We start from the raw sequence: 21,643 nt of genomic DNA, 5'->3' as shown, positions 1-21,643 counted from the left end.
TCCTCTCCACACCCCCTCTTCGGAAAGCGAACGGTGGAAACCGCAACCCTCATCATCGTCGTGCTGACGATCGCGCTGGCGCTGTTCTTCGATTTCACGAACGGATTCCACGACACCGCGAACGCGATGGCGACGCCCATCGCCACGGGTGCCCTCAAGCCGAAGGTCGCCGTGCTGCTGGCCGCGGTGCTCAACCTGGTGGGTGCGTTCCTGTCGACGGAGGTGGCGAAGACGATCTCGGGCGGGATCATCCATGAGGAGGACATATCGTCGTCGATCCTCCCGGCGGTGATCTTCGCGGGCCTGATAGGCGCGATCACGTGGAACATGATCACCTGGCTGCTGGGTCTGCCGTCCAGTTCGTCGCACGCTCTCTTCGGCGGACTCATCGGAGCGACGATCGTCGGCGTCGGCGCGACGGCCGTGAACTTCAGCGTGGTGGTCTCGAAGGTCGTCCTGCCGGCCGTCATCGCCCCGCTCACCGCCGGGATCATCGCGTTCACGGCGACCAAGCTCGCCTACGCGATCACGCGCCGCTACGACAGCAAGCCCGACGGTCGCGACGGCTTCCGGGTGGGCCAGATCTTCACGTCGTCGCTGGTGGCGCTCGCTCACGGCACGAACGACGCGCAGAAGACGATGGGCGTCATCACGCTCCTCCTCATCACGGTCGGCTGGCAGACCAGCGACGAGCCCGAGCTGTGGGTCATCGTCGCCTGCGCCGTGACCATCGCCCTCGGCACCTACATGGGGGGCTGGCGCATCATCCGCACCCTCGGCAAGGGACTGACCGACGTCAAGCCCGCACAGGGCTTCTCGGCGGAGAGCTCCACCGCCGCCACGATCCTCGCGTCGAGCGCCCTGGGCTTCGCGCTGTCGACCACGCAGGTCGCCTCGGGCTCCGTGATCGGCTCGGGCCTCGGGCGCCGCGGCTCGAAGGTGCGGTGGCGCACCGCGGGCCGCATCATGATCGGCTGGATCCTCACGCTCCCCGCAGCCGGCGGGGTCGGCGCACTCGCCGCCCTGCTGGTCGTGTGGTTCGGCGTGTGGGGCATCGCCGTCGACGCGGTGCTCGCCGTGGCGATCATCGCCGGGCTGTTCCTGCGCTCCCGCCGCGACGAGGTCAATGCCGGCAACGCCATGAGTGAAGTCGCGCACTCCGGCAAGGCCGTCAAGGTCAAGCGCAACCCCCCGCCCACGCGCCGTCAGCGTGCGATCGCGCGCGACGAGGCGCGCCAGCGGGCCGCGCAGGCCGCCGAGGCCAAGAAGGCCGCCAAGGCCGCCAAGGCCGCCGAGCGATCTTCCCGCGGGCCGAGGGACGGAGCCGGCGCATGATCGTCATCAACTGGATCGCGTTCGTGCAGGTGTTCATCGCGGCGTTCCTCGCGGCCACGATCGTGGTGAGCGCGTACGCGGTCGGCCTGCGACTGCTCGTGCGTGCCGGTCGCGCCCCGGTGGTCGCCCCGGCGGAGTTCACCGACGCGATCACGGTGATCACCGAGAAGGAAGCGCGTCGCGCCGAGAAGGCCGCCGCCAAGGCCGCCAAGAAGAGTCCTCTCACCGACGGCCAGAAGCGCGTCGCCCTCGTCGGCGCGTACCTCTCCTTCGGCGTCGCGGGTGCCGTGGTGCTCGGCGGACTGCTGCTGATCGTCTTCAACCACTGAGGCGACGTTCCCCGCGTCACGTCGAGGGCGCGGCCTAGGCTGAGAGGCATGCCAGCCGCCCCCGTCCAGTTCGGCCAGTATCCTCCCGCGCGGCGCACGCTGCTGCACATCAGCGACACGCACCTGCTCGCCGGCGATCGGGCGCTCGGCGGACGCTTCGACACTGCGGCGAATCTCCGGCGCGCACTCGAGGCGGCCGAGGCCACCGGCATCCGTCCCGATGCCATCGTCTTCACGGGTGACCTGACCGACCTGGGCGAGCCCGAGGCCTATGCGGCGCTGCGCGCGGCCGTCGCACCCGTGGCGGCGCGCCTGGACGCGCCGGTGGTCTGGGTGGCCGGCAATCACGACGAGCGCCCCGCGTTGCGGCGCGAGCTGCTCGACCTCGAGCCCACCGAGGAGCCGGTGACCGGCGTGTGGGACCTCGGCGGCCTGCGCCTCGTCGCGCTCGACTCCACCGTGCCGGGCTGGCATCACGGCGACCTCGACACCGCGCAGCTCACCTGGCTGCGCGAGGTGCTGTCCACACCGGCGCCACTCGGCACGATCCTCGCCCTGCACCATCCGCCGCTGCCGTCGCACGTCCCGCTGTTCGACATCCTCGAGCTCCGCGATCAGGGCCGGCTCGCCGAGGTCATCGCGGGCACCGACGTCCGGGCCATCCTCGCGGGGCACCTGCACTACTCGACGAGCGGGACCTTCGCGGGCGTCCCCGTGAGCGTCGCCGCGGCCACCTGCTACACGATGAACCTGGCCCGCCCGGCCGTCGACGTGAACGGTATGGACGCCGGTCAGTCGTTCCACCTCGTCCACGTCTACGACGACACGATCACGCACGCCGTCGTGCCGGTCGTCGATGCCCCCACGGGCGACTACTTCTCGGCGGAGTGGGTCGAGCGGATGTCGCGGCTGACCCCTGAAGAGCGGCTCGAGGCCTTCTCGCGCAAGCCGAGCTGAGCTCCGTCGCGCTAGACGCGGTGTATACCGCACGGTGACCGGTGTACCCCGAGTACACACGCGTCTCACACCGGGCGAGCGTAGGGTGAAGGCATCCCTCACACACCGCCGTGACCGACCCACAAGGATTCACATCACCATGGCTCTGGACGCAATGACGCGCACTCGCACCGAGACCGACTCCCTCGGATCCCTTGAGATCCCCGCCGACGCCTACTGGGGCATCCACACTGCCCGGGCGCTCGAGAACTTCCCGATCTCGAAGCGGCCGATCTCGGTCTACCGCGACCTCGTGAAAGCGCTCGCGATGGTCAAGCAGGCCTCGGCCCGCGCGAACCGCGACATCGGCGTGCTCTCCCCGGAGAAGGCCGACCTGATCGACCGTGCTGCGCAGCTCGTGATCGACGGTCAGTACCACGACCAGTTCGTCGTGGGCGTGATCCAGGGCGGCGCGGGCACGTCGACCAACATGAACGCGAACGAGGTCATCACCAACATCGCGCTCGAGCTCGCCGGACGCGAGAAGGGCGACTATGCCTTCCTCTCGCCGATCGACGACACCAACCGCAGCCAGTCCACCAACGACGTCTACCCGACGGCGATCAAGGTCGGCCTCGGCCTCGACTTGCAGACGCTGCTGGAAGAGCTCGATCTGCTGCGCCGCGCGTTCCTCGCCAAGGCCGTCGAGTTCCACGACGTGCTCAAGGTCGGCCGCACGCAGCTGCAGGATGCCGTGCCGATGACCCTCGGCCAGGAGTTCCACGGATTCGCCACGACACTCGGTGAGGACTACAGCCGCCTCAAGGAGAACGCGTACCTCCTCTACGAGATCAACATGGGCGCCACGGCCATCGGCACGGGCATCACGACGCACCCCGACTACGGCAAAGCCGTCCTCGGCCACCTGCGCCTGATCAGCGGACTCGACCTCGACCTCGCGACCGACCTCGTCGAATCCACGAGCGACACCGGTGCCTTCATGTCGTTCTCGTCGTCGCTCAAGCGCAACGCGATCAAGCTCTCGAAGATCTGCAACGACCTGCGTCTGCTGTCGTCGGGTCCGCAGGCGGGTCTCGGCGAGATCAATCTGCCGGCGCGACAGGCGGGCTCGAGCATCATGCCCGGCAAGGTCAACCCGGTCATCCCCGAGGTGGTCAACCAGATCGCCTTCGCGGTGGCCGGCGCCGACCTCACGGTGACGATGGCCGTCGAGGGCGGGCAGCTGCAGCTCAACGCGTTCGAGCCGGTCATCGCGCACTCGATCTTCCAGTCGATCACGTGGATGCGACGCGGCATGCACACGCTGCGGGTCAACTGCGTCGACGGGATCACGGTCAACCATGAGCGTCTCGGCGCGATGGTCGGCGCCTCGGTCGGCGTCATCACCGCGCTCACGCCCTTCATCGGCTACGCGGCGGCCGCGGCGCTCGCGAAGACCGCCCTCCTCACAGGGCGCAACGTCGCCGACCTCGTCGTCGAGGCCGAGCTGATGTCGCGCGAAGAGGTGACGAAGCAGCTGTCGCCGGCGCGCCTGTCGGGTCTCGAGACGATCACCGCAGCCATCCCGGTCGTGGACAAGACCTCCGAGGTCATCGTCGACGACCCGCAGATCTGATTGCCGCATCGGTCCACCGACCGGTACCGTCATCCCGAGTCCCCACGAGAGGAATGACATGACCGATCCGCAGAGCCCCGCACCGGGCGACGGCAGCGTCCCGCCCCCGCCCCCGGGCTACTCGACCAATCCTCCGCCCGCCCCCGCCTACGGGCAGCCGCCGTCCTACGGGCAGCCGCAGGAGGCGTACGGGCAGCCGCAGTACGCACCCGCGCCGCAGGCGCCCTACGGCGCCCCCGCGTCCGCCACGATCCCGGGCCGCACGATGGGCATCGTCGCGTTCATCCTGTCGTTCTTCGTGCAGCTGATCGCGCTGATCCTGGGCATCGTCGCGCTCGTCCAGAGCCGCAAGGCCGGCCACAAGAACGGCTGGGCGCTTGCCGCGATCATCATCAGCGCGGTGCTGATGGTGGTCGGCGTGATCCTGCTCTTCGCGATCTTCATCCCGTTGATCACGTTCGGCACCGAGGCGTTCCAAGCGTGCCAGGCGGTCGGCTTCGAGGGCACCGTGACCGTGCGCGGTCTCCCCGTCGAGTGCTCCAACATCAACCGCTAGACCTGTTCCACGACGGTGCCCCCTCCCGCGCACGGGAGGGGGCACCGTCGTCGCGGGATGCGCGTCGGTCGCGGATGTCGGTCAGTCGAGGATGCGGCAGTGCGTGGTGAGCGCGCCGACGCCGTCGATGCCGACCGTGACGGTCGAACGGTCGCGGAGGAACACCTGCGGATCGCGCGAGTAGCCCGCGCCGCCGGGCGACCCCGTCGAGATCAGGGTTCCGGGCAGCAGCGTCACCGACTTCGACAGATGCGCGATGAGGGTCGCGACGGTCCGCACCATCTGCCCCGTCGACGCGTCCTGCATCGTATGGCCGTCGAGCACGGTCCAGATGTGGAGGTCCTGCGGGTCGGGGATCTCGTCGGCCGTCACGACGAACGGGCCGGTGGGGGTGAAGCCGTCGAACGACTTGCAGCGCGACCACTGCGCCTCGGAGTACTGGATGTCGCGCGCGGTGATGTCGTTGACGACGGTGTATCCCCACACGTGGTCGAGGGCCTCGTCGGCCGAGACGTCCTTCGCCGGGGTGCCGATGATGACGCCCAGCTCGGCCTCGTAGTCGATGGACTCGCTGAGCGATCGCGGCCAGGTGGTGGTGCCGTCGTGGCCGGTCAGGGAGTTGGGCCAGAGCACGAAGACGGTCGGGTTCGAGTCGGTCTTGAGCCCCAGCTCGCTCGAGTGCGCCGCGTAGTTGAGGCCGATCGCGAGGATGACCGGGGGAGTGAGCACCGCCGAGGCGTAGCGCTGACCGGCGAGGGGGAGGCGGGTGCCACCCGGCGCCGAGTCCCGCACCCGCGCGAGGAGGCCGTCGCCGCCGGCGATCAGCTCTTCGAGGTAGCGCGGCGCGCCGTCGAAGAGCTCCTCGACGAGCACGGCGTCTTCGCCGTCCACGAGTACGAGCCGAGGGTCGTCCGACCCAGGCGGGAGCACATGGGCGAAACGCATCCCTCCAACCTACCCCGCCGGGCGGTGCCGATCCCCGGTCCGCGCGCGCCCTAGGCTGTGCGCATGACGCACGACCACGGCCATGCGCCCCAGCGACCCGGACTGACGCCGCCGGACTTCCCGTCCGCCCTCGCCCAGCCGTGGCACGCGGCGCCGGCGCTGATCCCCGCGGCGACGGGCTCGCCCACCGCGGTTCCGGTGCCGCCGCGCCGGGGCCGCACGGCGCCGATCTGGATCGGCGGCCTGCTCGTGGTCCTGCTCGTCGCCCTGATCGCATACTTCCTCAACGCGCTCGGGCCCGCGGCATCCCTCATCGGAATGATCCTCGCCCTCGTCCCGCTCGCCGGCGTGCTGCTCGCGGTGCGGATCGCCGACCGGTGGGAGCCCGAGCCCGCCGGACTCGTCGTCTTCGCCGTCGCCTGGGGTGCGATCGCGGCAGTGGCCATCGCCCTCGGCGTGGACCTGGTCCTGTCGATGGTGTTCGGCCCCGCCTCGACACCTGCGGCCGATGCGCTGTCCGCCATCGTGCAGGCACCGATCGTCGAGGAGTTCGGCAAGGGCCTCGGCGTCTACATCATCTTCGTGACCGCCCGGCGGGCGTTCGACGGTCCCGTCGACGGAATCGTCTACGGCGCGCTCATCGGCGCGGGGTTCGCCTTCACCGAGAACATCCAGTACTTCGCCGTGAGCTTCCTCGAGGGCGGGGCGGCTGACACGACCGTGACGTTCTTCATGCGCGGCATCCTCTCGCCTTTCGCGCACGTGATGTTCACGAGCGTCACGGGTTTCGCGCTCGGCCTGGCTGCCCGCCGCGGTGCGAGCGCGGGACGCGCGATCGGGCCGTGGATCGCCGGCATGATGGGCGCGACCGTGCTGCACGCGCTGTGGAACGGCTCGGCCGTGCTGGGCGACTTCTGGGTGCTGTACGTCACCCTGCAGGTGCCGCTGTTCGTGGGCTTCATCCTCGGGATCATCGCCCTGCGCCGCGAGGAGTCGCGCCTCACCCGGCGGCGGCTCGGCGAGTACGCCGACGCCGGCTGGTTCACCGTGCAGGAGGCCGACATGCTCGCGACCGGAGCGGGCCGTAAGGCCGGGCTCGCCTGGGCGGGGACGCTGCGGGGCGACCGCACGCGCCTCATGAAGGAGTTCATCGCCGACGCCACCGCGCTCGCCGCAGCCCGCCAGCGCGCCATCAGCGGCCGCGATCCGCACGCCGCGGAAGACGAGCGGCTGCTGCTGCACCGCGCGACGGCGGCGCGCGCGGCCTTGTTCGCGCCGTAGAACCGGCGTATCCCGGAGCGGGGTCTTGACATGTTCGCGGGGCCCCCTGCATCCTGGGGGCAGATCAACTCAGCGCTCGGTCGTTACGCAGGCATCGCCGCGACACCGAGCGCTGAGTCTTGAGCGGGGCGCCCCCCCGCCCCCCCCCCCGCCGGGCGCTCGCGTTGACCCGGCGGACCCGCTCGGGTTGGATGGACACATGACTGACGACCGCACCAAGCCCGAGTTCGACGCCCCCGAAGGCCCCGCCCCCACCGAGCTCGTCATCCGCGACCTCATCGTGGGCGACGGAGCCGAGGCCAAGCCCGGCGACACCGTCACCGTCCACTACGCCGGTGTCGAGTACGAGTCCGGCGAGGAGTTCGACTCGTCGTGGAACCGCGGCGAGAGCATCCAATTCCCGCTCCGCGGCCTCATCCAGGGCTGGCAGGACGGCATCCCGGGCATGAAGGTCGGCGGCCGCCGCGAGCTCGTGATCCCGCCGCACCTCGCGTACGGCCCCGCCGGTGGGCACTTCCTCGGCGGCAAGACCCTGGTCTTCATCATCGATCTCATCGCGGTCGGCTGAGCCGCACGGCGACAAGCGACAGGGGGGCGGATGCTGCGGCATCCGCCCCTCTTGTGTACCCGCGGGCGGCACCCCGCGGAGGAAAATCTGTATTCATCGGAATAGATAACCCCACCGTGGCGTTGGACCCCGTATGCCCGTCGCAGACTGCGACCCACCGACACGAAGGATCACCATGACCGACACCGCCTCGACCCTCGACATCGCCGGCTACAAGACCGGCACCTGGGTGCTGGACCCCGCGCACAGCGAGGTCACGTTCAGCGTGCGCCACATGATGATCTCGAAGGTGCGCGGCACGTTCGGCATGAAGAGCGCGACGCTGGTCGCTCCCGCGAACCCGCTCGAGGCGAAGGTCGAGGCGAGCGTGGACGTGAGCTCGGTCGACACGAAGGACGAGGGACGCGACAACCACCTGCGCTCGGCCGACTTCTTCGACGTCGAGAACCACCCGACCATGGAGTTCCGCTCGACCGGTGCCCGCGTCGAGAACGGCGACTTCCTCGTCGACGGCGACCTGACCATCCGAGGCATCACCAAGCCCGTCACGTTCGACTTCGAGTTCGGCGGCTTCGGCACCGACCCCTGGGGCAACTACAAGGCCGGCGCCACCGCCAAGGCCGTCGTCAACCGCGAGGAGTTCGGCCTGACCTGGAACGCCGCGCTCGAGACCGGCGGCGTGCTCGTCGGCAAGGACATCACGATCACGCTCGACCTGCAGGGCGCGCTCCAGCAGGACTGAGCTCGACGCCCGGCCGCTCGAGGCCGGAGCCACTCAGCGTGAGATCGAAGGGGCGGGGGCTGCGGCCGTCGCCCCTTCGGCGTGTCCGCGTCGCCCGACACGCAGCCGATCCTGGGCGAGCAGGATGCCGAGGAACACCACGAGCGCGCCGAGCGGCTCGTTCCATGAGACGGTCTCGCCGAGGATCAGGATGCCGAGGATGACGCCGACCACGGGAGTGATGTAGGTCACGGTCGATGCCCGCGTCGGACCCCACGCGCGGACGGTGTTCTGGTTCCAGACGTAGGCGATGCCGGTGCCCAGGCATCCGAGCAGCACGAGACTGACGATGATCGGCAGATCGAGCTGCACCGGCGTGAGCACGAGGAACGGCGTGAGCAGGGTCATCACGACGCCCGCCATGGCGATGTAGCCGAACGTGAAGGCCAGCGCCGACATCCCGGTGTTCGACACGAACCGGCGCATGTAGGCGAAGCTGAAGCCGTAGCTCGCCGTCGCGCCGAGGATCGCCAGCTCGGCCACCAGGCTTCCGTCGAGCGAGATTCCCTGCCACGGCGCGATGATGACGATGACGCCCGCGATGCCGACGCCGATGCCGAGGACCTGCAGCAGCCTGAGCTTCTCGACGCGGAAGACGAGCCACGCCATGATCGCCGTCATGATCGGGGTCGTCGCATTGAAGATGCTCGCGACGCCCGAGCTCACGTGCTGCTGCGCCCACGAGAAGAGCAGGAACGGGACGACGCAGAACGTCAGCCCGAGAACGGTGAGATGACCCCATACGCGCAGGCTGCGCGAGAGCGCCTCACGCCGCAGCAGCACGAGCGCGCCCAGGGTGAGCGCACCGAGCAGGATGCGCGTCCACGCGACCTGGGCGGGTGAGATGCCTGTCAGCGCCACCTTCATGAACAGGAAGCTGGCTCCCCACACGATGCCCGCGAGCACGAACTGGACGGTGATCCAGCGTGCCGACGGCAGGCTGCTCTCCCGCACCGTGGGCATCGTCTGTGTCGTGGTCACGGCTTCACGGTACGCTCGCACGCCGACGGAGAACGCGCTGTGCGGGTGCCACGTCCGAAATCCGCCGATGTGCGGCCGTTCGGCTACGGCACCGGGTTCTCGGCGTCGTAGGCGCGGAACCTCGGGCTGAGCCGCACCAGCGTCGCGACCAGGCCGACGATGACGAAGCCGCCGAGGAGCGGCGGGAACCACAGCGCGGTGAGCGTGGCGAGGGTGCCGGCGTACAGGGCGCCCAGGCGCGGTCCTCCCGCGACGACGACGATGAAGACGCCCTGCAGGCGGCCGCGGATGGCGTCGGGCACAGCGGCCTGCACCATCGTGTTGCGGAAGATCGAGCTGACGTTGTCGGAGGCGCCCGATACCGCGAGCACGAGGCACGCCAGCACGATGAGCACGAGGTTCGGTGTCTGGGCGTCGACGCCGTCGGGTGCGAACCAGCCGAGCGCCGCCGCACCGAGCACGAGACCGAGGGCGACGATGGACGTGCCGTACACCAGGATCGCCCGCTCGATGCCGAGCCCCTGGTGTCGTACTGCGCCGACGCGACCGGAGAACAGGCTCGAGCCGAACGCACCGACGGCGACGGATGCCGTGAGCACGCCGGTCGTGATCGGACCGCCGCCCAGCAGCACGGCGCCGATGGCGGGGAAGAGCGCGAGCGGCTGCCCGAATGTCATGGCGATGACGTCGAGGACGAACTGCAGGCGGATGTTCGACGCCCGCCGCAGGAACCGCCAGCCGTCCCGCAGCGACTCGATGCCCGGGCGCACCGTCTCGCCTTCCGGGCGCAGCTTCGGGAGCGTCCAGAGTCCGAGGAACAGCGACAGCATGAGCACCACGTCGAGCGTGTAGGTCCACGCGTACCCGGTCAGCGCCACGAGGACGCCCGCCAGCGCGGGGCCGGCCATGACCATGATGCCGACCGTGATGCCGCCGAGAGCGGACGCCGCGGGCAGGAGCCGCCGGGGGAGGAGGCGCGGCACGATCGCCTGGCGCGTCGCCATGACGATCGAGTTGGCAGAGGAGTTGACGATGCTCAAGGCGTAGAGCCACCAGACCGTCTCGAGCTGCGCCCAGGTGAGTCCTGCAAGCAGCGCCGTGGAGCCGAACGTGATGGTCGCCGCGATCAGCGCGACGGCGCGGCGGTCGAACGCGTCGGCGAGCATGCCGCCGTAGATGCCCGCGAAGATCATCGGCACGAGTCCGGCGACGGCGATCATGGCCACGGCGAAGGTCGACCCGGTGAGGTCGTACATCTGCAGCATGATCGCCACGATCGTGAGCTGGCTGCCGAGGCCCGCGAGCGTGGAGCCGATCCACATGCGCGTGAACGCGGGGCTCTCGCGGAACGGGCTCAGATCGATGAGGTGGCTGCGGCGCTCCGTGGCGCTCACTCGTCGACCTCGACGCGCTTGATGCGCGCGGTGTGGCCGCGCAGGATCGTCACGCCGCTGCGCGGAACGCCGAAGTGCGCGGCGAGCGCCCGTACGACGCCGTCGTTGGCGGCGCCGTCGACGGCGCGCTCGCGCACGTAGACGACGAGAGCGTCGTCGGATGCCTCGACCAGCGGTCCGCGCCGGCTGCCGGGTTTGACGCGGACGGTGTACTGCATCCTTCGAGGCTAACCCGGCCGGCGGAGCGCGCGTCCATGCTCGTACCGTCCGGGTCATTCCGGCTGGTAGACTCTTGAGGTTGCCGTTTGATCGGCCGCGGAAAAAGAGAGCTCACGCATCAGGCGTCGGGCACCGCGCAACGACGAGAAAGGGGATCACTTTATGGCACTGGAAGCAGACGTCAAGAAGGCGATCATCGAAGAGTACGCGACGCACCCCGGTGACACCGGATCCCCCGAGGTGCAGGTCGCGATGCTGACGCAGCGCATCAAGGACCTCACCGAGCACCTCAAGGAGCACAAGCACGACCACCACTCGCGTCGTGGGCTGTTCCTGCTCGTCGGTCAGCGCCGCCGTCTCCTGGGTTACCTCCAGGACATCGACATCAACCGTTACCGCTCGCTCATCGAGCGCCTCGGTCTGCGCCGCTAAGCGCAGTCGATCGGGTATCGCGCCCAGCGTTCAATCGCGCAGAACATTCTTGGAAGGCCTCCCCACGGTGTGGGGAGGCCTTCATCATTCCCGGATGGTTCTCGCCTCACCTGTCACGATGTGCCTGAATGGGCGGCAGATCGTGACAGGTGAGCGAACCTTCCGACGTCGCTCACGGCTCACCTGTCACGATGTGCCCGAACAGGCGGCAGATCGTGACAGGCGAGCGGATGCTGTCACGCCGGGGCTGCACCGGACGCCGCGGCGCGGGCGGCGAGCAGGTCGGCGTGGTGTATCTCCGCCACGTCGGGGTGCGCCCGCAGACGCGACTTGAGCGCGTTCTCGCCGTAGAGCGCGTGGATGGGGTTCGCCGGGTCCTGGGTGACCCCGCGCGCCTCCGCCGCGAGCGCAGGCGGCAGGTCGATCAGCGGCAGGCGCTTGTCGAGGGCCGGGTTGAAGAAGAACGGAACCGAGATGCGGTCGTCGGGGTGGGCCGGCGAGATCACCCGGTGGTTCGTCGCGACGAGGTAGCCCTGGGTCGCGTACTCCAGCAGCTCGCCGATGTTCACGACGAACGCACCCGGCACCGGCGGAGCGTCGACCCATTCGCCATCGCGCTGCACCTGCAGGCCGCCCTTGCCCGGTTCGACCCACAGCAGCGTCAGCACGCCGGAGTCCTTATGAGCGCCGACACCTTGTTGGGGCGTCGGGTCCTCCTTGCCGGGGTAGCGCACGATCTTGATCAGCGTCGAGGGCTCGCCGAAGTGCTCGTCGAAGTAGCTCTCGGGCGCGCCGAGCGACAGCGCCCAGGCCCGAAGGAGCTTGCGGGCGACACCGGACAGATGGTCGTGCCATTCCGACACGACCTCGCGCAGCTCGGGCTGGGCCTCGGGCCAGAGGTTCGGCCCGACGAGACGGAAGAAGTCGGCCGCGCCCGGGTCGGCGACCGCCTCGCGCTCGGGGCCGATGTCGATCTGCTCGCGCCAGTCGACCTCGCCCTGCGTGCGCTCGCCGCCGATGCGCGTGTACCCGCGGAAGTGCGGGCTCTTCACGTTCTCGATGGCGAGCTTGTCGGCTTCGGGGAGTGCGAAGAAGGCGCGCGCCGCCTGGTGCAGGCGCCCCTCCAGCTGTGGCGTGATTCCCGTGCCCGTGAGGTAGAAGAACCCGACGTCGTGCGTCGCCGCCCGCAGCTCGTCGCGGAATCGGGCGGCTGCCTCTGGGCCCTCGTCGAGCTGGGACAGATCGAGGATCGGCAGGTTCAGGTCGCTCATGTGCCGAGAGTAGGCGGATGCCGCGGCATCCGCTTCTTTGTTGCAGTCGATGACCATGCGCCCGATCGACGACCCGGCATCGCGCCGACGAGGCACGCCGATGCTCGTGCCCGCGCACCCCGGCGGCTGAGCGTCAGGCGCGCGCGGCGAGCACGAACGGCAGCACCGGCCCGGCACCGGCCCGACGGAGCAGGCGACCGGCGGCGGTGAGCGACCAGCGGCTGTCGACGAGATCATCGACGAGCAGGATCGGCGCGCCCTCCAGGCCGGCGATCGCCGACCTCAGCGCGGGACCGACGACGAAGCTCTCCGCCACTCCGGCGAGGCGGTAGGCGCTGTTGCCGCCATTCCCGCCGGGACCCGACCCGGTGAGCTCCAGCGAGCCGAGCAGCGGCAGCCTGCCCACCTCGGCGATCATGCGGGCGAGCGAGCTCACCAGACGGGGGCGCGTGCGCGACGGCATAGCCACCACCGCTGCCGGCCGGGTCTCCCAGTCCCACTCCGCCAGCACGCGCACGCAGGCGTCCGCCATCGCCCGAGAGACCTCGGTGTCGGGCGCTCCGGGGGTGAAGAGCGCGCGCAACGGCCCACCCCAGCCGAGGTCGGTCAAGCGCGCGAGTGCCCGGCCCGGCTCGAGACGCTCGTCGCGCGCGATGTTGCCGCGCAGCTCGAGCCCGAGTCTGGGCATGCCGCTCGGCCACTGCGCGCGCGGCTCGACCAGTACGCCCACGCGACCCATGGCGGCGCCGGCGGTGACTGTGGCGGCCGGGTCCACATCGGTCGGGTACCAGGGCGACGTGCAGTTGTCGCACCGCCCGCACGGTGCGGCGGCGGAGTCGTCGAGGGCGCGCTGGAGGAACTCCATGCGGCACTCCGAGGTCGCCTCGTACTCGATCATCGACTGCTGCTCCCGCGTGCGCGCGTCGGCGATCCGTTCGTACCGCTCGGCGTCGTAGGTCCACGGTGCACCGGACGACACCCAGCCACCCTGCACGCGGTCGACCGCGCCGTCCACATCGAGCACCTTGAGGAGCAGCTCGAGCCGGCTGCGGCGGATGTCGACGCGCGCCTCGAGCGCGACCGTCGAGAGCGGACCACCCTCATGGGCGAGCTCGTCGAGCACGGCGGACGCCTTCACCTGGTCGGGCATGGAGGCCGTCGCGAAGTACTGCCAGATCGCGGCATCCTCGGGCCCGGGGAGGAGCAGCACGTCGGCTCGCTCGGTGGCGCGGCCGGCGCGGCCGACCTGCTGGTAGTAAGCGACGGGCGTCGACGGCGCGCCCACGTGGATGACGAAGCCGAGGTCGGGCTTGTCGAAGCCCATGCCGAGGGCGCTCGTGGCGACCAGCGCCTTGAGCCGGTTCTCCTTCAGCAGGCGCTCCGACTCCTCGCGTTCCGCGGGATCCGTCTGGCCGGTGTACGCACGCACCTCGTGGCCGGCCTCGCGCAGCAACCGGGCGGTGTCTTCCGCGGCCGACACCGTGAGCGTGTAGATGATGCCGCTGCCTGGCAGGTCGCCGAGGTGGCTGAGCAGCCAGGCGAGGCGGGCCGCGGCATCCGGAAGTGTCAGCACACCCAGCCGGAGCGACGCGCGTGCCAGCGGACCGCGGATCGTGAGCACGCCCACGCCCCCGGCGCCGAGCTGCTCCTCCACGTCGTGCACGACCCGCTCGTTGGCCGTGGCTGTTGTGGCGAGCACCGGCACGTCGGCGGGCATGCCGGCGATGAGGTCGCGGAGCCGACGGTAGTCGGGACGGAAGTCGTGGCCCCAGTCCGAGATGCAGTGCGCCTCGTCGACGACGAGCAGTCCGATGCGCGCCAGCAGGGCCGGCAGCTGCTCGTCTCGGAAGCGCGGGTTGTTGAGGCGCTCGGGGCTGACGAGCAGCACGTCGAGCTCGTCGGCGCGCAGCCGCGACAGCACGTCATCCCACTCCATCGGGTTCGCGGAGTTGATGCTCGCGGCGCGCACTCCCGCGCGCTCGGCCGCGGCGACCTGGTCCCGCATGAGGGCGAGCAGCGGCGAGACGAGGATCGTGGGCCCGGCGCCTCGGCGGCGCAGCAGCAGCGTCGCGACGAAGTACACCGCGGACTTGCCCCACCCGGTGCGCTGCACGACGAGCGCCCGCGAGCGGCCGCGCACGAGCGCCTCGATCGCCTCGAACTGGCCGTCGTGGAAGGTCGCGTCGTCGCGGGCGACGAGCCGGCGCAGGGCCGCCAGCGCCTCGGCGTGCAGATGGTCCGTCGTGTCGTCGCTCACCCCGCGACCGTACCCGGCAGGACGGACGTCGCCCGTATCGGTGGCCGCCGCACGCGGATGGGTGTCACCCGTTCTGGCGGGGATCGGGACGCGGGCGCACGGGCTTCGGATCCTCCCGCGGGCGGCGAGATCCGGTCGGGTCGCTGCGGCGCCCCTCGAGTCCGGCGAGGGCGCGATCGGCGAACAGCCACGTGGGGCGCGGCTCGACCAGCGGTCGGAACACGCGCCGCACCGGCCGGGTCGCCAGGCCGAGCGCGATGAGCACCGAGGCGACGACGACGATCGGCAGCCACAGCCACGTCGGCTCGAGGTCTCGCAGCACGCCCGACTCGCGGAACGGGTAGAGCACGAACGAGTGCAGCAGATAGACGTACATCGTGTACTGGCCGAAGTGCGTCCACCAGTGGGTCCCGCGCGGGAGCAGCGCGAAGAACGCGGCGCTGAGCACGATCGCGGCCGCCATGAGCGCGAGTCGCACGCCGCCGGCCCACCACTCGGTGCCGCCGAGCGCCGCGTAGTTGTCGTCGTAGAAGAGCCACTCGCGCAGGTTCATGGCCCGCCAGCCGTCGACGAAGAACCAGGCCGACCATCCCGCCACCGCGAACACCGCCACCGCTGCGATCGTGACGCTCCATCGGCGTCGCGCGAGCAGCCCGAAGCGCTCCACGACGTCGCGCTCGCGCAGCCACCAGCCGAGGGTGAAGAACGGGAGCAGGCCGAGCGTGCGCGAGAGCGAGAACGTCGAGTCGATGTTCGGCAGGTACCCGGCGCCGATCGAGATCGCCACGGTCCACAGCAGCGGCCAGCGCAGCAGCGCGAGGTACGGCAGCACGAGGCGGAAGATGCCGAGGGCCAGCAGGAACCACAGCGTCCACGACGGCTGGGTGAGGTTCGGGTTCGCGCTGCCCTCGACGATCCACTTCGTGAGCGTCCACAGGCCCTCGAAGATGAAGTAGGGCAGCAGGATGTCGGTGACGACACGCGCCATCTGGCGGCGGTTGGGCGGGTCCGACTTCGAGAAGTAGCCCGAGATGATCGCGAACGCCGGCATGTGGAACGCGTAGATCAGCAGGTACAGGCCGAGCGCGACGTCGGAGTCGTAGGTCAGCCGTTGCACGGCGTGACCGAGCACGACCAGCACGATGCAGGCGAAGCGGGCGTTGTCCCAGAACGGCGTCCGGCGCTTGGCGCGCGCGACGGCGGTGCTCCCGGTCAGCGGGGGAGCGGTGGAGGCCGCGTCGGAGGCGTTCGCTGGGTCGGTCATGGCGCGTTGCCACCCTATCCTTCGAGGCCGATGGCGGGCACATCGACTACGCGCCGCGTCAGGACGAGCTCGCGGGCCTTCCGGAGCGGTAGTCTGCCCCGCGATGACCACCATCGACGAGGCGCGCGACCAGGACCGCGCCATCCCCGACATCGACTGGCGGGTGTTCCCCGACGGCACCGAGCGCGACACCTTCGCCGCGCCCAGCGGCGGGCTCGCCCGTGTGCGCCTCGGCCCCGCCGATGCGCCTCGCGTGCTGCTCGTCTCGGGCGTCGCGGGGTCGAAGGAGGACTTCGTCCGGCTGTTCCCGCTCTTCGCGGCCGCCGGGTACCGAGTCGAGTCGTACGATCTCGCCGGACACTATCAATCGGCCGGCGCGGGTCCCCAGAACCTCGATCCGCCGCGCGACCACTACGACTATCGGCTCTTCCTCGACGACCTCATCGCCGTGCTCGAGGACGGACCCGCCCCGGTGCACGTGCTCGGCTACAGCTTCGCGGGCCTGCTCGCCGAGCTCGCGCTCACCGAGCGCCCCGAGCTGTTCGCCAGCCTCACGCTCATGGCGGCGCCACCGGCGACGGGGCAGGTGTTCCGCGGCGTGAAGCACATCGGACCCATCTCCGACATGCCGCCCCACCGCGCCGCCGGCCTCATCCTGTGGGGCATCCGCTACAACCTCAACCGCACGCCGCCGCTGCGCATCCAGTTCGTGCGGGAGCGGATGACCGTGACCGGCCGGCCGGTGATCGACGACGTCGTCGCGCTCATGATGACGATGCCCGACATCGCCGACGACGTGGCAGGCGTCGGCATCCCGAAGCTGATCGCGGTGGGCGAGCAGGATCTCTGGCCCACCGAGCAGCACGCCGCCTACGCAGAGCGCATCGGAGCGCGGATGGCGGTGTACCCGACCGGCCATGCGCCGTGCGAGACCGCGCCGCATCAGCTCGTGCGGGACATGCTCGCGCTGTTCACGAGTTCCTGACCTGTGATCGGCCGAGGCCGCGGCATCGCCGGGAATAACCTGGAGGCGCACACGTTGCACGAGATACATTCATTTGCATAGAAACGTCCGGCGCCGGAGATCCCGGCAGGGCGCAGAAGCGGAGAGATCGTGAGCGAGAGCACCACGTGGCCGGGGATGCAGTTCGGCATCTTCACGGTGAGCGACATCACCGAGGACCCGACGAACGGGACCACCCCCAGCGAGGCGGAGAAGATCCGCAACACCATCACCGTGGCCAAGCACGCGGAGGAGGTCGGCCTCGACGTCTTCGCGCTGGGCGAGCACCACAACCCGCCGTTCTGGTCGTCGTCGCCGACCACGACCCTCGCGTACATCGCCGCGCAGACCGAGCGCCTCGTGCTCTCGACCGCCACGACGCTGATCACGACGAACGACCCGGTGAAGATCGCCGAGGACTTCGCGATGCTCCAGCACGTGTCGGGCGGACGCGTCGACCTCATGCTCGGCCGCGGCAACACGGGCCCCGTCTACCCGTGGTTCGGCAAGGACATCCGCCAGGGGCTGCCGCTCGCGATCGAGAACTACAACCTGCTCCACCGCTTGTGGCGCGAGGACGTCGTGGACTGGGAGGGCCAGTTCCGCACGCCGCTGCAGGGCTTCACCTCGACGCCGCGTCCACTCGATGGCGTCGCGCCGTTCGTGTGGCACGGCTCGATCCGCACCCCTGAGATCGCCGAGCAGGCCGCCTACTACGGCGACGGCTTCTTCGCGAACAACATCTTCTGGCCCAAGGAGCACTACCAGCGCCTCATCGCGCTGTACCGCCAGCGCTACGCCCACTACGGGCACGGCACGCCCGAGCAGGCGATCGTCGGTCTCGGCGGCCAGGTGTTCATGGCGGCGAAGTCGCAGGACGCCGTGTCGCAGTTCCGCCCGTACTTCGACAACGCGCCGGTGTACGGCCACGGGCCGTCGCTCGAGGACTTCAGCGAGATGACCCCGCTCACCGTCGGCTCGCCGCAGCAGGTCATCGACCGCTACGCGGCCATGCGCGACTACTACGGCGACTACCAGCGCCAGCTGTTCCTCATCGACCACGCCGGCCTTCCGCTGAAGACGGTGCTCGAGCAGCTCGACATCCTCGGCGGGGACGTCGTGCCGGTGCTCCGCAAGGAGCTCGCGCAGAACCGTCCGGCGGAGGTTCCGGATGCCCCGACCCACGCCGGTCTGGTCACGGCCGCGTACGGCGGCGCGGCGCCGCGCCAGGCGGTGCCCGGTGCGAACCGCGGCGACAACCTGGTCGGCGACAGCCCGTACCAGGACACCCCGGCGCCCGCGGGCGCCGCGTTCGGCCTCGGCCGGAAGGAGGCGTGACATGACCTCCGGTGCTGGAGCGGGCGCGCCGCGCGCGGCCCGCCGCATCGCCGTCGTCTCGGCCGGCCTGTCCAACCCGTCCTCGACCCGGCTGCTGGCCGACCGCCTGTCGTCCGCGACCGTGAAGGAGCTCGCCGCGCGAGACATCGCGGCCGAGGTGGACGTGTTCGAGCTGCGCGACTACGCGCACGACATCACCAACAACCTGCTCACCGGCTTCGCGCCGCCCGCGCTCGAGTCGATGGTGAACGCCGTCGTCTCGGCCGATGCGGTCATCGCCGTGACGCCGATCTTCTCGACGAGCTACTCCGGCCTGTTCAAGTCGTTCATCGACGTGCTCGACCCGGACGCGCTCACCGGCAAGCCGGTGCTCATCGGCGCGAACGCCGGCACCGCCCGGCACTCACTCGCGATCGACTACGCCATCCGGCCGCTGTTCACGTACCTCCACGCCGAGCCGGTCTCGACGGGTGTGTTCGCCGCGTCGGGCGACTGGGGCGCCGCAGGCGATCAGGTCGCCCCGCTGGGCGAGCGCGTGGACCGCGGCGCGCGAGAGCTGGCAGACGCCATCGCGCGCCGCGAGCCTGCCGGGAACGCGGACCCGTTCGACCCGGCGAACTACCTCGGCGAGGGTCGATCCTTCGGGCACCTCCTCGGCGGCCTGGCCGGGGAGTAGTCCTCAGCCCAGCACGACGTCGTCGGCTGCGCGGAGGGGGCGCCACGCGCTCTCTCCGCGCACCGCGACCGGCTGGAGCACGTCCGCGTCGACGAGCGGTCCGAAGGCGACGCCGGTCAGGACCTCGATGTCGGCTATCGGAACCTGGAAGGTGCGGAAGCCGCCGAGTCCCGGCACGGCGAGGACTCCTTGCGACGTGTCGATCAGGTCGGACTGGTCGAGTACGAATCCCGCCGCCTCGAGGCGGGGCAGGCCGGCGTCGGCGCCGCGGAACGACGCCCAGGCCGCGACCTTGAAGAACCGCCGGGGGATCTGCACCCCGCGGTACTCGGGATCGTCATGCGCCAGCACCGGCGCAGTGAACACGCTGACCCGCCGATCGGTGGTGTCGGCGTATGCCAGCACGTGGTCTTCGAGCCCCAGCCACAGCTCCTTGGACTGGTTGAACGCACCCGCCTGAGGGGCGGCATTGGGATACGCGAACGTCGCCTCGGTCGCCGCCCGCGCTTCGGCGGCCGTGCCCCATCCCGGGTCGCGCCGACGCACGAGATGGCCGCGGTCGAGGTCGTTGCCGGCGTAGACCGCGGGGCCCGCCTGCTCCGACGCGGGCACGCGCGGGTCAAGCCGCCACTCACCCGTGCGGGGCAGGTCGCGGAGCGCCGAGCCGTCGATGTTCACACCCGTCATCATCGCGAGGCGCCGCCCGGGATCGAGCAGCACCGTGAAACGCGGGTAGGCCAGCTCGCGCACGGCGTTGTCGCCCTGCGACCGGGGAAGCGGCACGGGGGTGCCGAGGAAGCGGTCGTCGTATCCGGTCCAGGTCGCGTCTGCCACGGCACCATCCTGTCGGTCGCCGCCGACGTCGGCGAGAGTCACTCGCCCGGATCCGCGCCGCCGCCACGACCGCGCGAGCACGGCGTCCAGCAGCAGGCCGGCGGCGACGGCGACCACGATCGACACGACGACGGCGACGGCCGGTCCGCCCGGCACCAGACGGGCGACCGCGGCGCCGATGAGCGCCTGATAGGCGGCCCACGCGGTCGCGGCGGCTCCGCGGCCGCACGGCGGGCGACGGCCTGGCGCCGAAGCACTCGGGGTACGTCGTCACCTGGAGGAGGCCGCCGTCGCCGAAGCCGGGGCGAAGGAGGAGCGGTCGCGACAGCGCGAGCTGCTCAGCCGCTGAGCGACCGATGGGCCCGTCTGCGCGCGTGCGCAGACGGGCTCACCGCCGTCCGGAGGTCTTGCGGTGACCCGCGAGTCGGCGCGCGGAGTCCGTCGCCGGGATCTCCCGGCGAGAGAGCACCGCTGCGGCGAAGAAGCAGATCGCCCCGATCGCCGTGCCGAGGTTCGTCCATCGCTCGCTGACCAGGTCGCCGGTGGTGGGCACCACGTACGCCGCCACCGCCGACACGCCGAAGGCGATCGAGCCGAGCATGTTGAGGCCCGTGCCGTGCCAGGTGCGCGCATCGCGGTCCCACAGCCGCTCGCGCTCCCGCGTTGCCGCCACCGCGAGTGCGCTCGAGATCAGGAACGCCGCCGATCCCCATGCATCGGGTCGCCACCCCACTCCGACGGCGTCAGGCCGGGCGATCGCCGCCAGCAGGGCGCCCATGGTGGAGACGTTGAACAGCAGGGTGCCGGCGAATTGGATCGCCGCAGCCCACCAGTCGGCGCGGTCGGCGCGATCAGTGTCGCCCCGCGGCGGACGGCGACCGCTCAGCACAAGCTGGATCAGCGCGGCGAGCGTGAAGAAGATCGATCCGACGAAGAAGGTGACGTTGGTCCAGACGGTCCCCGCCCAGTCCGCGTAGAAGGGCAGCGAGCCGGCGAGGAAGCACAGCGAGCCGATCGCGAAGCCCCAGGCCTCACGCCGCAGGCGCGTGACCCGGTCGGTGGCGCTGCTCACGCCCCCGGATCGAGTTCGCCTGACTCGATCGCTGATTCGCGCTCCTCGAGGTCGAGTTCGTCCATCTGGTCCTCGACGGACTCCATCGGGTCGAGCGTGGCGGGCGGCAGCTCGAACTCCGTGTCGTCGTCGAGCGGCACGTCGCGCTCGTCGTCGGGGATCCGCTCCCGGAAATCACTCATGCTGACTCCCCGGTCACCCGCTCTTGCGGCGGAACTCCCGCTTGGTCACGGCGCCATGCGTGCCGTGAACGGCGGAATCGCCGTCGAGGTGCTGCTCGCCTTCGCGGTGCTGGGAGTTCTTCTTGTCGAGTGCTTCCTTGAACTTGCGCTTCATCTCATCGGATGCCGCGCCCGCCGGCTTCTCGTCGGTGCTCATGACCCCACCCTAGGCACGGGGGCCGGTCGGGCGCCAGGCATTTCCGCCGGAACGGGCGCTCACTGGTAGGATCGGGAAGGTTGCCCTCGCGGCATCCGCTCAATTCAACATGAGCTCACGGAGCAGGCCGGCAGCTAGCTGGTCCCCTGTGGTGGTC

At 70.4% G+C, this 21,643-nt stretch carries 23 protein-coding genes; 12 read left to right on the top strand and 11 right to left on the bottom strand.

The features are described from left to right. The first annotated feature begins 33 nt into the window (after positions 1-33). The 5 genes from MK786_RS15415 to MK786_RS15395 all read left to right on the top strand — a co-directional run bounded on the left by MK786_RS15415 (position 34) and on the right by MK786_RS15395 (position 4,792). Entirely contained in the window at positions 34-1,335 is a 1,302-nt protein-coding gene (locus MK786_RS15415; protein ID WP_241113115.1) for an inorganic phosphate transporter, read from the top strand. Further along, complete coding sequence (locus MK786_RS15410; RefSeq protein WP_241113114.1) at positions 1,332-1,664, top strand: peptidase; 333 nt, start codon at positions 1,332-1,334, stop codon at positions 1,662-1,664. Before MK786_RS15415 ends, MK786_RS15410 begins: the two co-directional genes overlap by 4 nt. Before the next feature lie 48 nt (positions 1,665-1,712). Beyond that, positions 1,713-2,621 (top strand): metallophosphoesterase, encoded by a 909-nt coding sequence (locus MK786_RS15405; RefSeq protein ID WP_241113113.1) that lies wholly within the window; start codon positions 1,713-1,715, stop codon positions 2,619-2,621. 139 nt (positions 2,622-2,760) lie between these two features. Beyond that, positions 2,761-4,236 carry an aspartate ammonia-lyase gene (locus tag MK786_RS15400; RefSeq protein WP_241113112.1) on the top strand — a complete coding sequence of 492 codons (1,476 nt, stop codon included), beginning with the start codon at positions 2,761-2,763 and terminating at the stop codon, positions 4,234-4,236. A gap of 58 nt (positions 4,237-4,294) precedes the next feature. Further along, complete coding sequence (locus MK786_RS15395; protein WP_241113111.1) at positions 4,295-4,792, top strand: DUF4190 domain-containing protein; 498 nt, start codon at positions 4,295-4,297, stop codon at positions 4,790-4,792. Positions 4,793-4,873: 81 nt separating this feature from the next. On the opposite strand, the gene MK786_RS15390 is transcribed toward MK786_RS15395, so the two are convergent. Further along, the gene (locus MK786_RS15390; RefSeq protein WP_241113110.1) at positions 4,874-5,737 is read right to left on the bottom strand and encodes a fumarylacetoacetate hydrolase family protein; all 864 of its coding nucleotides are present in this window, start codon (positions 5,735-5,737) and stop codon (positions 4,874-4,876) included. A 63-nt stretch (positions 5,738-5,800) separates the two neighbouring features. Here MK786_RS15390 and MK786_RS15385 point away from each other — a divergent pair, with 63 nt between their 5' ends. The 3 genes from MK786_RS15385 (at position 5,801) to MK786_RS15375 (ending at position 8,328) form a co-directional block, all read left to right on the top strand. Then, positions 5,801-7,018: a PrsW family intramembrane metalloprotease gene (locus MK786_RS15385; protein WP_241113109.1), complete on the top strand. Its 1,218-nt coding sequence runs from the start codon at positions 5,801-5,803 to the stop codon at positions 7,016-7,018. Between the two features lie 199 nt (positions 7,019-7,217). Continuing rightward, complete coding sequence (locus tag MK786_RS15380; RefSeq protein ID WP_241113108.1) at positions 7,218-7,586, top strand: FKBP-type peptidyl-prolyl cis-trans isomerase; 369 nt, start codon at positions 7,218-7,220, stop codon at positions 7,584-7,586. Between the two features lie 175 nt (positions 7,587-7,761). Then, positions 7,762-8,328: a YceI family protein gene (locus MK786_RS15375; RefSeq protein WP_241113107.1), complete on the top strand. Its 567-nt coding sequence runs from the start codon at positions 7,762-7,764 to the stop codon at positions 8,326-8,328. 33 nt (positions 8,329-8,361) lie between these two features. Here MK786_RS15375 and MK786_RS15370 read toward each other — a convergent pair whose 3' ends face one another. The 3 genes from MK786_RS15370 to MK786_RS15360 form a co-directional block, all read right to left on the bottom strand. Further along, positions 8,362-9,348 carry a DMT family transporter gene (locus MK786_RS15370; protein WP_374200492.1) on the bottom strand — a complete coding sequence of 329 codons (987 nt, stop codon included), beginning with the start codon at positions 9,346-9,348 and terminating at the stop codon, positions 8,362-8,364. Positions 9,349-9,431: 83 nt separating this feature from the next. After that, positions 9,432-10,742 carry an MFS transporter gene (locus MK786_RS15365; RefSeq protein WP_241113106.1) on the bottom strand — a complete coding sequence of 437 codons (1,311 nt, stop codon included), beginning with the start codon at positions 10,740-10,742 and terminating at the stop codon, positions 9,432-9,434. After that, on the bottom strand, positions 10,739-10,960 hold the full coding sequence (locus MK786_RS15360) for a DUF167 domain-containing protein (RefSeq protein ID WP_241113105.1): 222 nt from the start codon (positions 10,958-10,960) through the stop codon (positions 10,739-10,741). Before MK786_RS15360 ends, MK786_RS15365 begins: the two co-directional genes overlap by 4 nt. Positions 10,961-11,123: 163 nt before the next feature. Between MK786_RS15360 and rpsO the strand changes: the two genes are divergently transcribed. Next, entirely contained in the window at positions 11,124-11,393 is a 270-nt protein-coding gene (gene rpsO / locus MK786_RS15355) for a 30S ribosomal protein S15 (protein ID WP_005048780.1), read from the top strand. A gap of 236 nt (positions 11,394-11,629) precedes the next feature. Here rpsO and MK786_RS15350 read toward each other — a convergent pair whose 3' ends face one another. The 3 genes from MK786_RS15350 to MK786_RS15340 form a co-directional block, all read right to left on the bottom strand. After that, positions 11,630-12,664, bottom strand: coding sequence for an isopenicillin N synthase family oxygenase (locus MK786_RS15350; protein ID WP_241113140.1), 1,035 nt, complete (start codon positions 12,662-12,664; stop codon positions 11,630-11,632). Between the two features lie 133 nt (positions 12,665-12,797). Next, positions 12,798-14,921 carry a RecQ family ATP-dependent DNA helicase gene (locus tag MK786_RS15345; RefSeq protein WP_241113104.1) on the bottom strand — a complete coding sequence of 708 codons (2,124 nt, stop codon included), beginning with the start codon at positions 14,919-14,921 and terminating at the stop codon, positions 12,798-12,800. A gap of 64 nt (positions 14,922-14,985) precedes the next feature. Further along, complete coding sequence (locus MK786_RS15340; RefSeq protein ID WP_241113103.1) at positions 14,986-16,185, bottom strand: acyltransferase family protein; 1,200 nt, start codon at positions 16,183-16,185, stop codon at positions 14,986-14,988. Positions 16,186-16,288: 103 nt separating this feature from the next. On the opposite strand from MK786_RS15340, the gene MK786_RS15335 reads away from it, so the two are divergent. The 3 genes from MK786_RS15335 to MK786_RS15325 all read left to right on the top strand — a co-directional run bounded on the left by MK786_RS15335 (position 16,289) and on the right by MK786_RS15325 (position 19,202). Continuing rightward, entirely contained in the window at positions 16,289-17,170 is an 882-nt protein-coding gene (locus tag MK786_RS15335; RefSeq protein ID WP_241113102.1) for an alpha/beta fold hydrolase, read from the top strand. A gap of 156 nt (positions 17,171-17,326) precedes the next feature. Further along, positions 17,327-18,526: an LLM class flavin-dependent oxidoreductase gene (locus MK786_RS15330; RefSeq protein WP_241113139.1), complete on the top strand. Its 1,200-nt coding sequence runs from the start codon at positions 17,327-17,329 to the stop codon at positions 18,524-18,526. Position 18,527: 1 nt separating this feature from the next. Continuing rightward, positions 18,528-19,202, top strand: a complete 675-nt coding sequence (locus MK786_RS15325) for an FMN reductase (protein WP_241113101.1) — start codon at positions 18,528-18,530, stop codon at positions 19,200-19,202. A gap of 3 nt (positions 19,203-19,205) precedes the next feature. Here the strand turns inward: MK786_RS15325 and MK786_RS15320 are convergent, their stop codons facing one another. From MK786_RS15320 to MK786_RS15305, 4 genes are all read right to left on the bottom strand, one after another. Then, complete coding sequence (locus tag MK786_RS15320) at positions 19,206-20,036, bottom strand: DNA/RNA non-specific endonuclease (RefSeq protein ID WP_241113138.1); 831 nt, start codon at positions 20,034-20,036, stop codon at positions 19,206-19,208. A gap of 388 nt (positions 20,037-20,424) precedes the next feature. Next, entirely contained in the window at positions 20,425-21,108 is a 684-nt protein-coding gene (locus tag MK786_RS15315; RefSeq protein WP_241113100.1) for a YrhK family protein, read from the bottom strand. Then, positions 21,105-21,290, bottom strand: coding sequence for a hypothetical protein (locus MK786_RS15310; RefSeq protein WP_191763114.1), 186 nt, complete (start codon positions 21,288-21,290; stop codon positions 21,105-21,107). Before MK786_RS15310 ends, MK786_RS15315 begins: the two co-directional genes overlap by 4 nt. 13 nt (positions 21,291-21,303) lie before the next feature. Further along, positions 21,304-21,486 (bottom strand): DUF5302 domain-containing protein, encoded by a 183-nt coding sequence (locus MK786_RS15305; protein ID WP_191763112.1) that lies wholly within the window; start codon positions 21,484-21,486, stop codon positions 21,304-21,306. Between the last annotated feature and the right edge of the window lie 157 nt (positions 21,487-21,643).

The organism is Microbacterium sp. CFH 31415, assembly GCF_022538185.1.
Classification (GTDB): domain Bacteria; phylum Actinomycetota; class Actinomycetes; order Actinomycetales; family Microbacteriaceae; genus Microbacterium.
This window is presented reverse-complemented; position numbering and strand designations above follow the sequence as displayed.

Excerpts from the sequence above, each read along its gene's own strand:
- MK786_RS15410 (WP_241113114.1), top strand. The coding sequence starts at position 1,332 with ATGATCGTCATCAACTGGATCGCGTTCGTGCAGGTGTTCATCGCGGCG.
- MK786_RS15405 (WP_241113113.1), top strand. The coding sequence starts at position 1,713 with ATGCCAGCCGCCCCCGTCCAGTTCGGCCAGTATCCTCCCGCGCGGCGC.
- MK786_RS15400 (WP_241113112.1), top strand. The coding sequence starts at position 2,761 with ATGGCTCTGGACGCAATGACGCGCACTCGCACCGAGACCGACTCCCTC.
- MK786_RS15395 (WP_241113111.1), top strand. The coding sequence starts at position 4,295 with ATGACCGATCCGCAGAGCCCCGCACCGGGCGACGGCAGCGTCCCGCCC.
- MK786_RS15390 (WP_241113110.1), bottom strand. The coding sequence starts at position 5,737 with ATGCGTTTCGCCCATGTGCTCCCGCCTGGGTCGGACGACCCTCGGCTC.
- MK786_RS15385 (WP_241113109.1), top strand. The coding sequence starts at position 5,801 with ATGACGCACGACCACGGCCATGCGCCCCAGCGACCCGGACTGACGCCG.
- MK786_RS15380 (WP_241113108.1), top strand. The coding sequence starts at position 7,218 with ATGACTGACGACCGCACCAAGCCCGAGTTCGACGCCCCCGAAGGCCCC.
- MK786_RS15375 (WP_241113107.1), top strand. The coding sequence starts at position 7,762 with ATGACCGACACCGCCTCGACCCTCGACATCGCCGGCTACAAGACCGGC.
- MK786_RS15360 (WP_241113105.1), bottom strand. The coding sequence starts at position 10,960 with ATGCAGTACACCGTCCGCGTCAAACCCGGCAGCCGGCGCGGACCGCTG.
- rpsO (WP_005048780.1), top strand. The coding sequence starts at position 11,124 with ATGGCACTGGAAGCAGACGTCAAGAAGGCGATCATCGAAGAGTACGCG.
- MK786_RS15350 (WP_241113140.1), bottom strand. The coding sequence starts at position 12,664 with ATGAGCGACCTGAACCTGCCGATCCTCGATCTGTCCCAGCTCGACGAG.
- MK786_RS15340 (WP_241113103.1), bottom strand. The coding sequence starts at position 16,185 with ATGACCGACCCAGCGAACGCCTCCGACGCGGCCTCCACCGCTCCCCCG.
- MK786_RS15335 (WP_241113102.1), top strand. The coding sequence starts at position 16,289 with ATGACCACCATCGACGAGGCGCGCGACCAGGACCGCGCCATCCCCGAC.
- MK786_RS15330 (WP_241113139.1), top strand. The coding sequence starts at position 17,327 with ATGCAGTTCGGCATCTTCACGGTGAGCGACATCACCGAGGACCCGACG.
- MK786_RS15325 (WP_241113101.1), top strand. The coding sequence starts at position 18,528 with ATGACCTCCGGTGCTGGAGCGGGCGCGCCGCGCGCGGCCCGCCGCATC.
- MK786_RS15310 (WP_191763114.1), bottom strand. The coding sequence starts at position 21,290 with ATGAGTGATTTCCGGGAGCGGATCCCCGACGACGAGCGCGACGTGCCG.
- MK786_RS15305 (WP_191763112.1), bottom strand. The coding sequence starts at position 21,486 with ATGAGCACCGACGAGAAGCCGGCGGGCGCGGCATCCGATGAGATGAAG.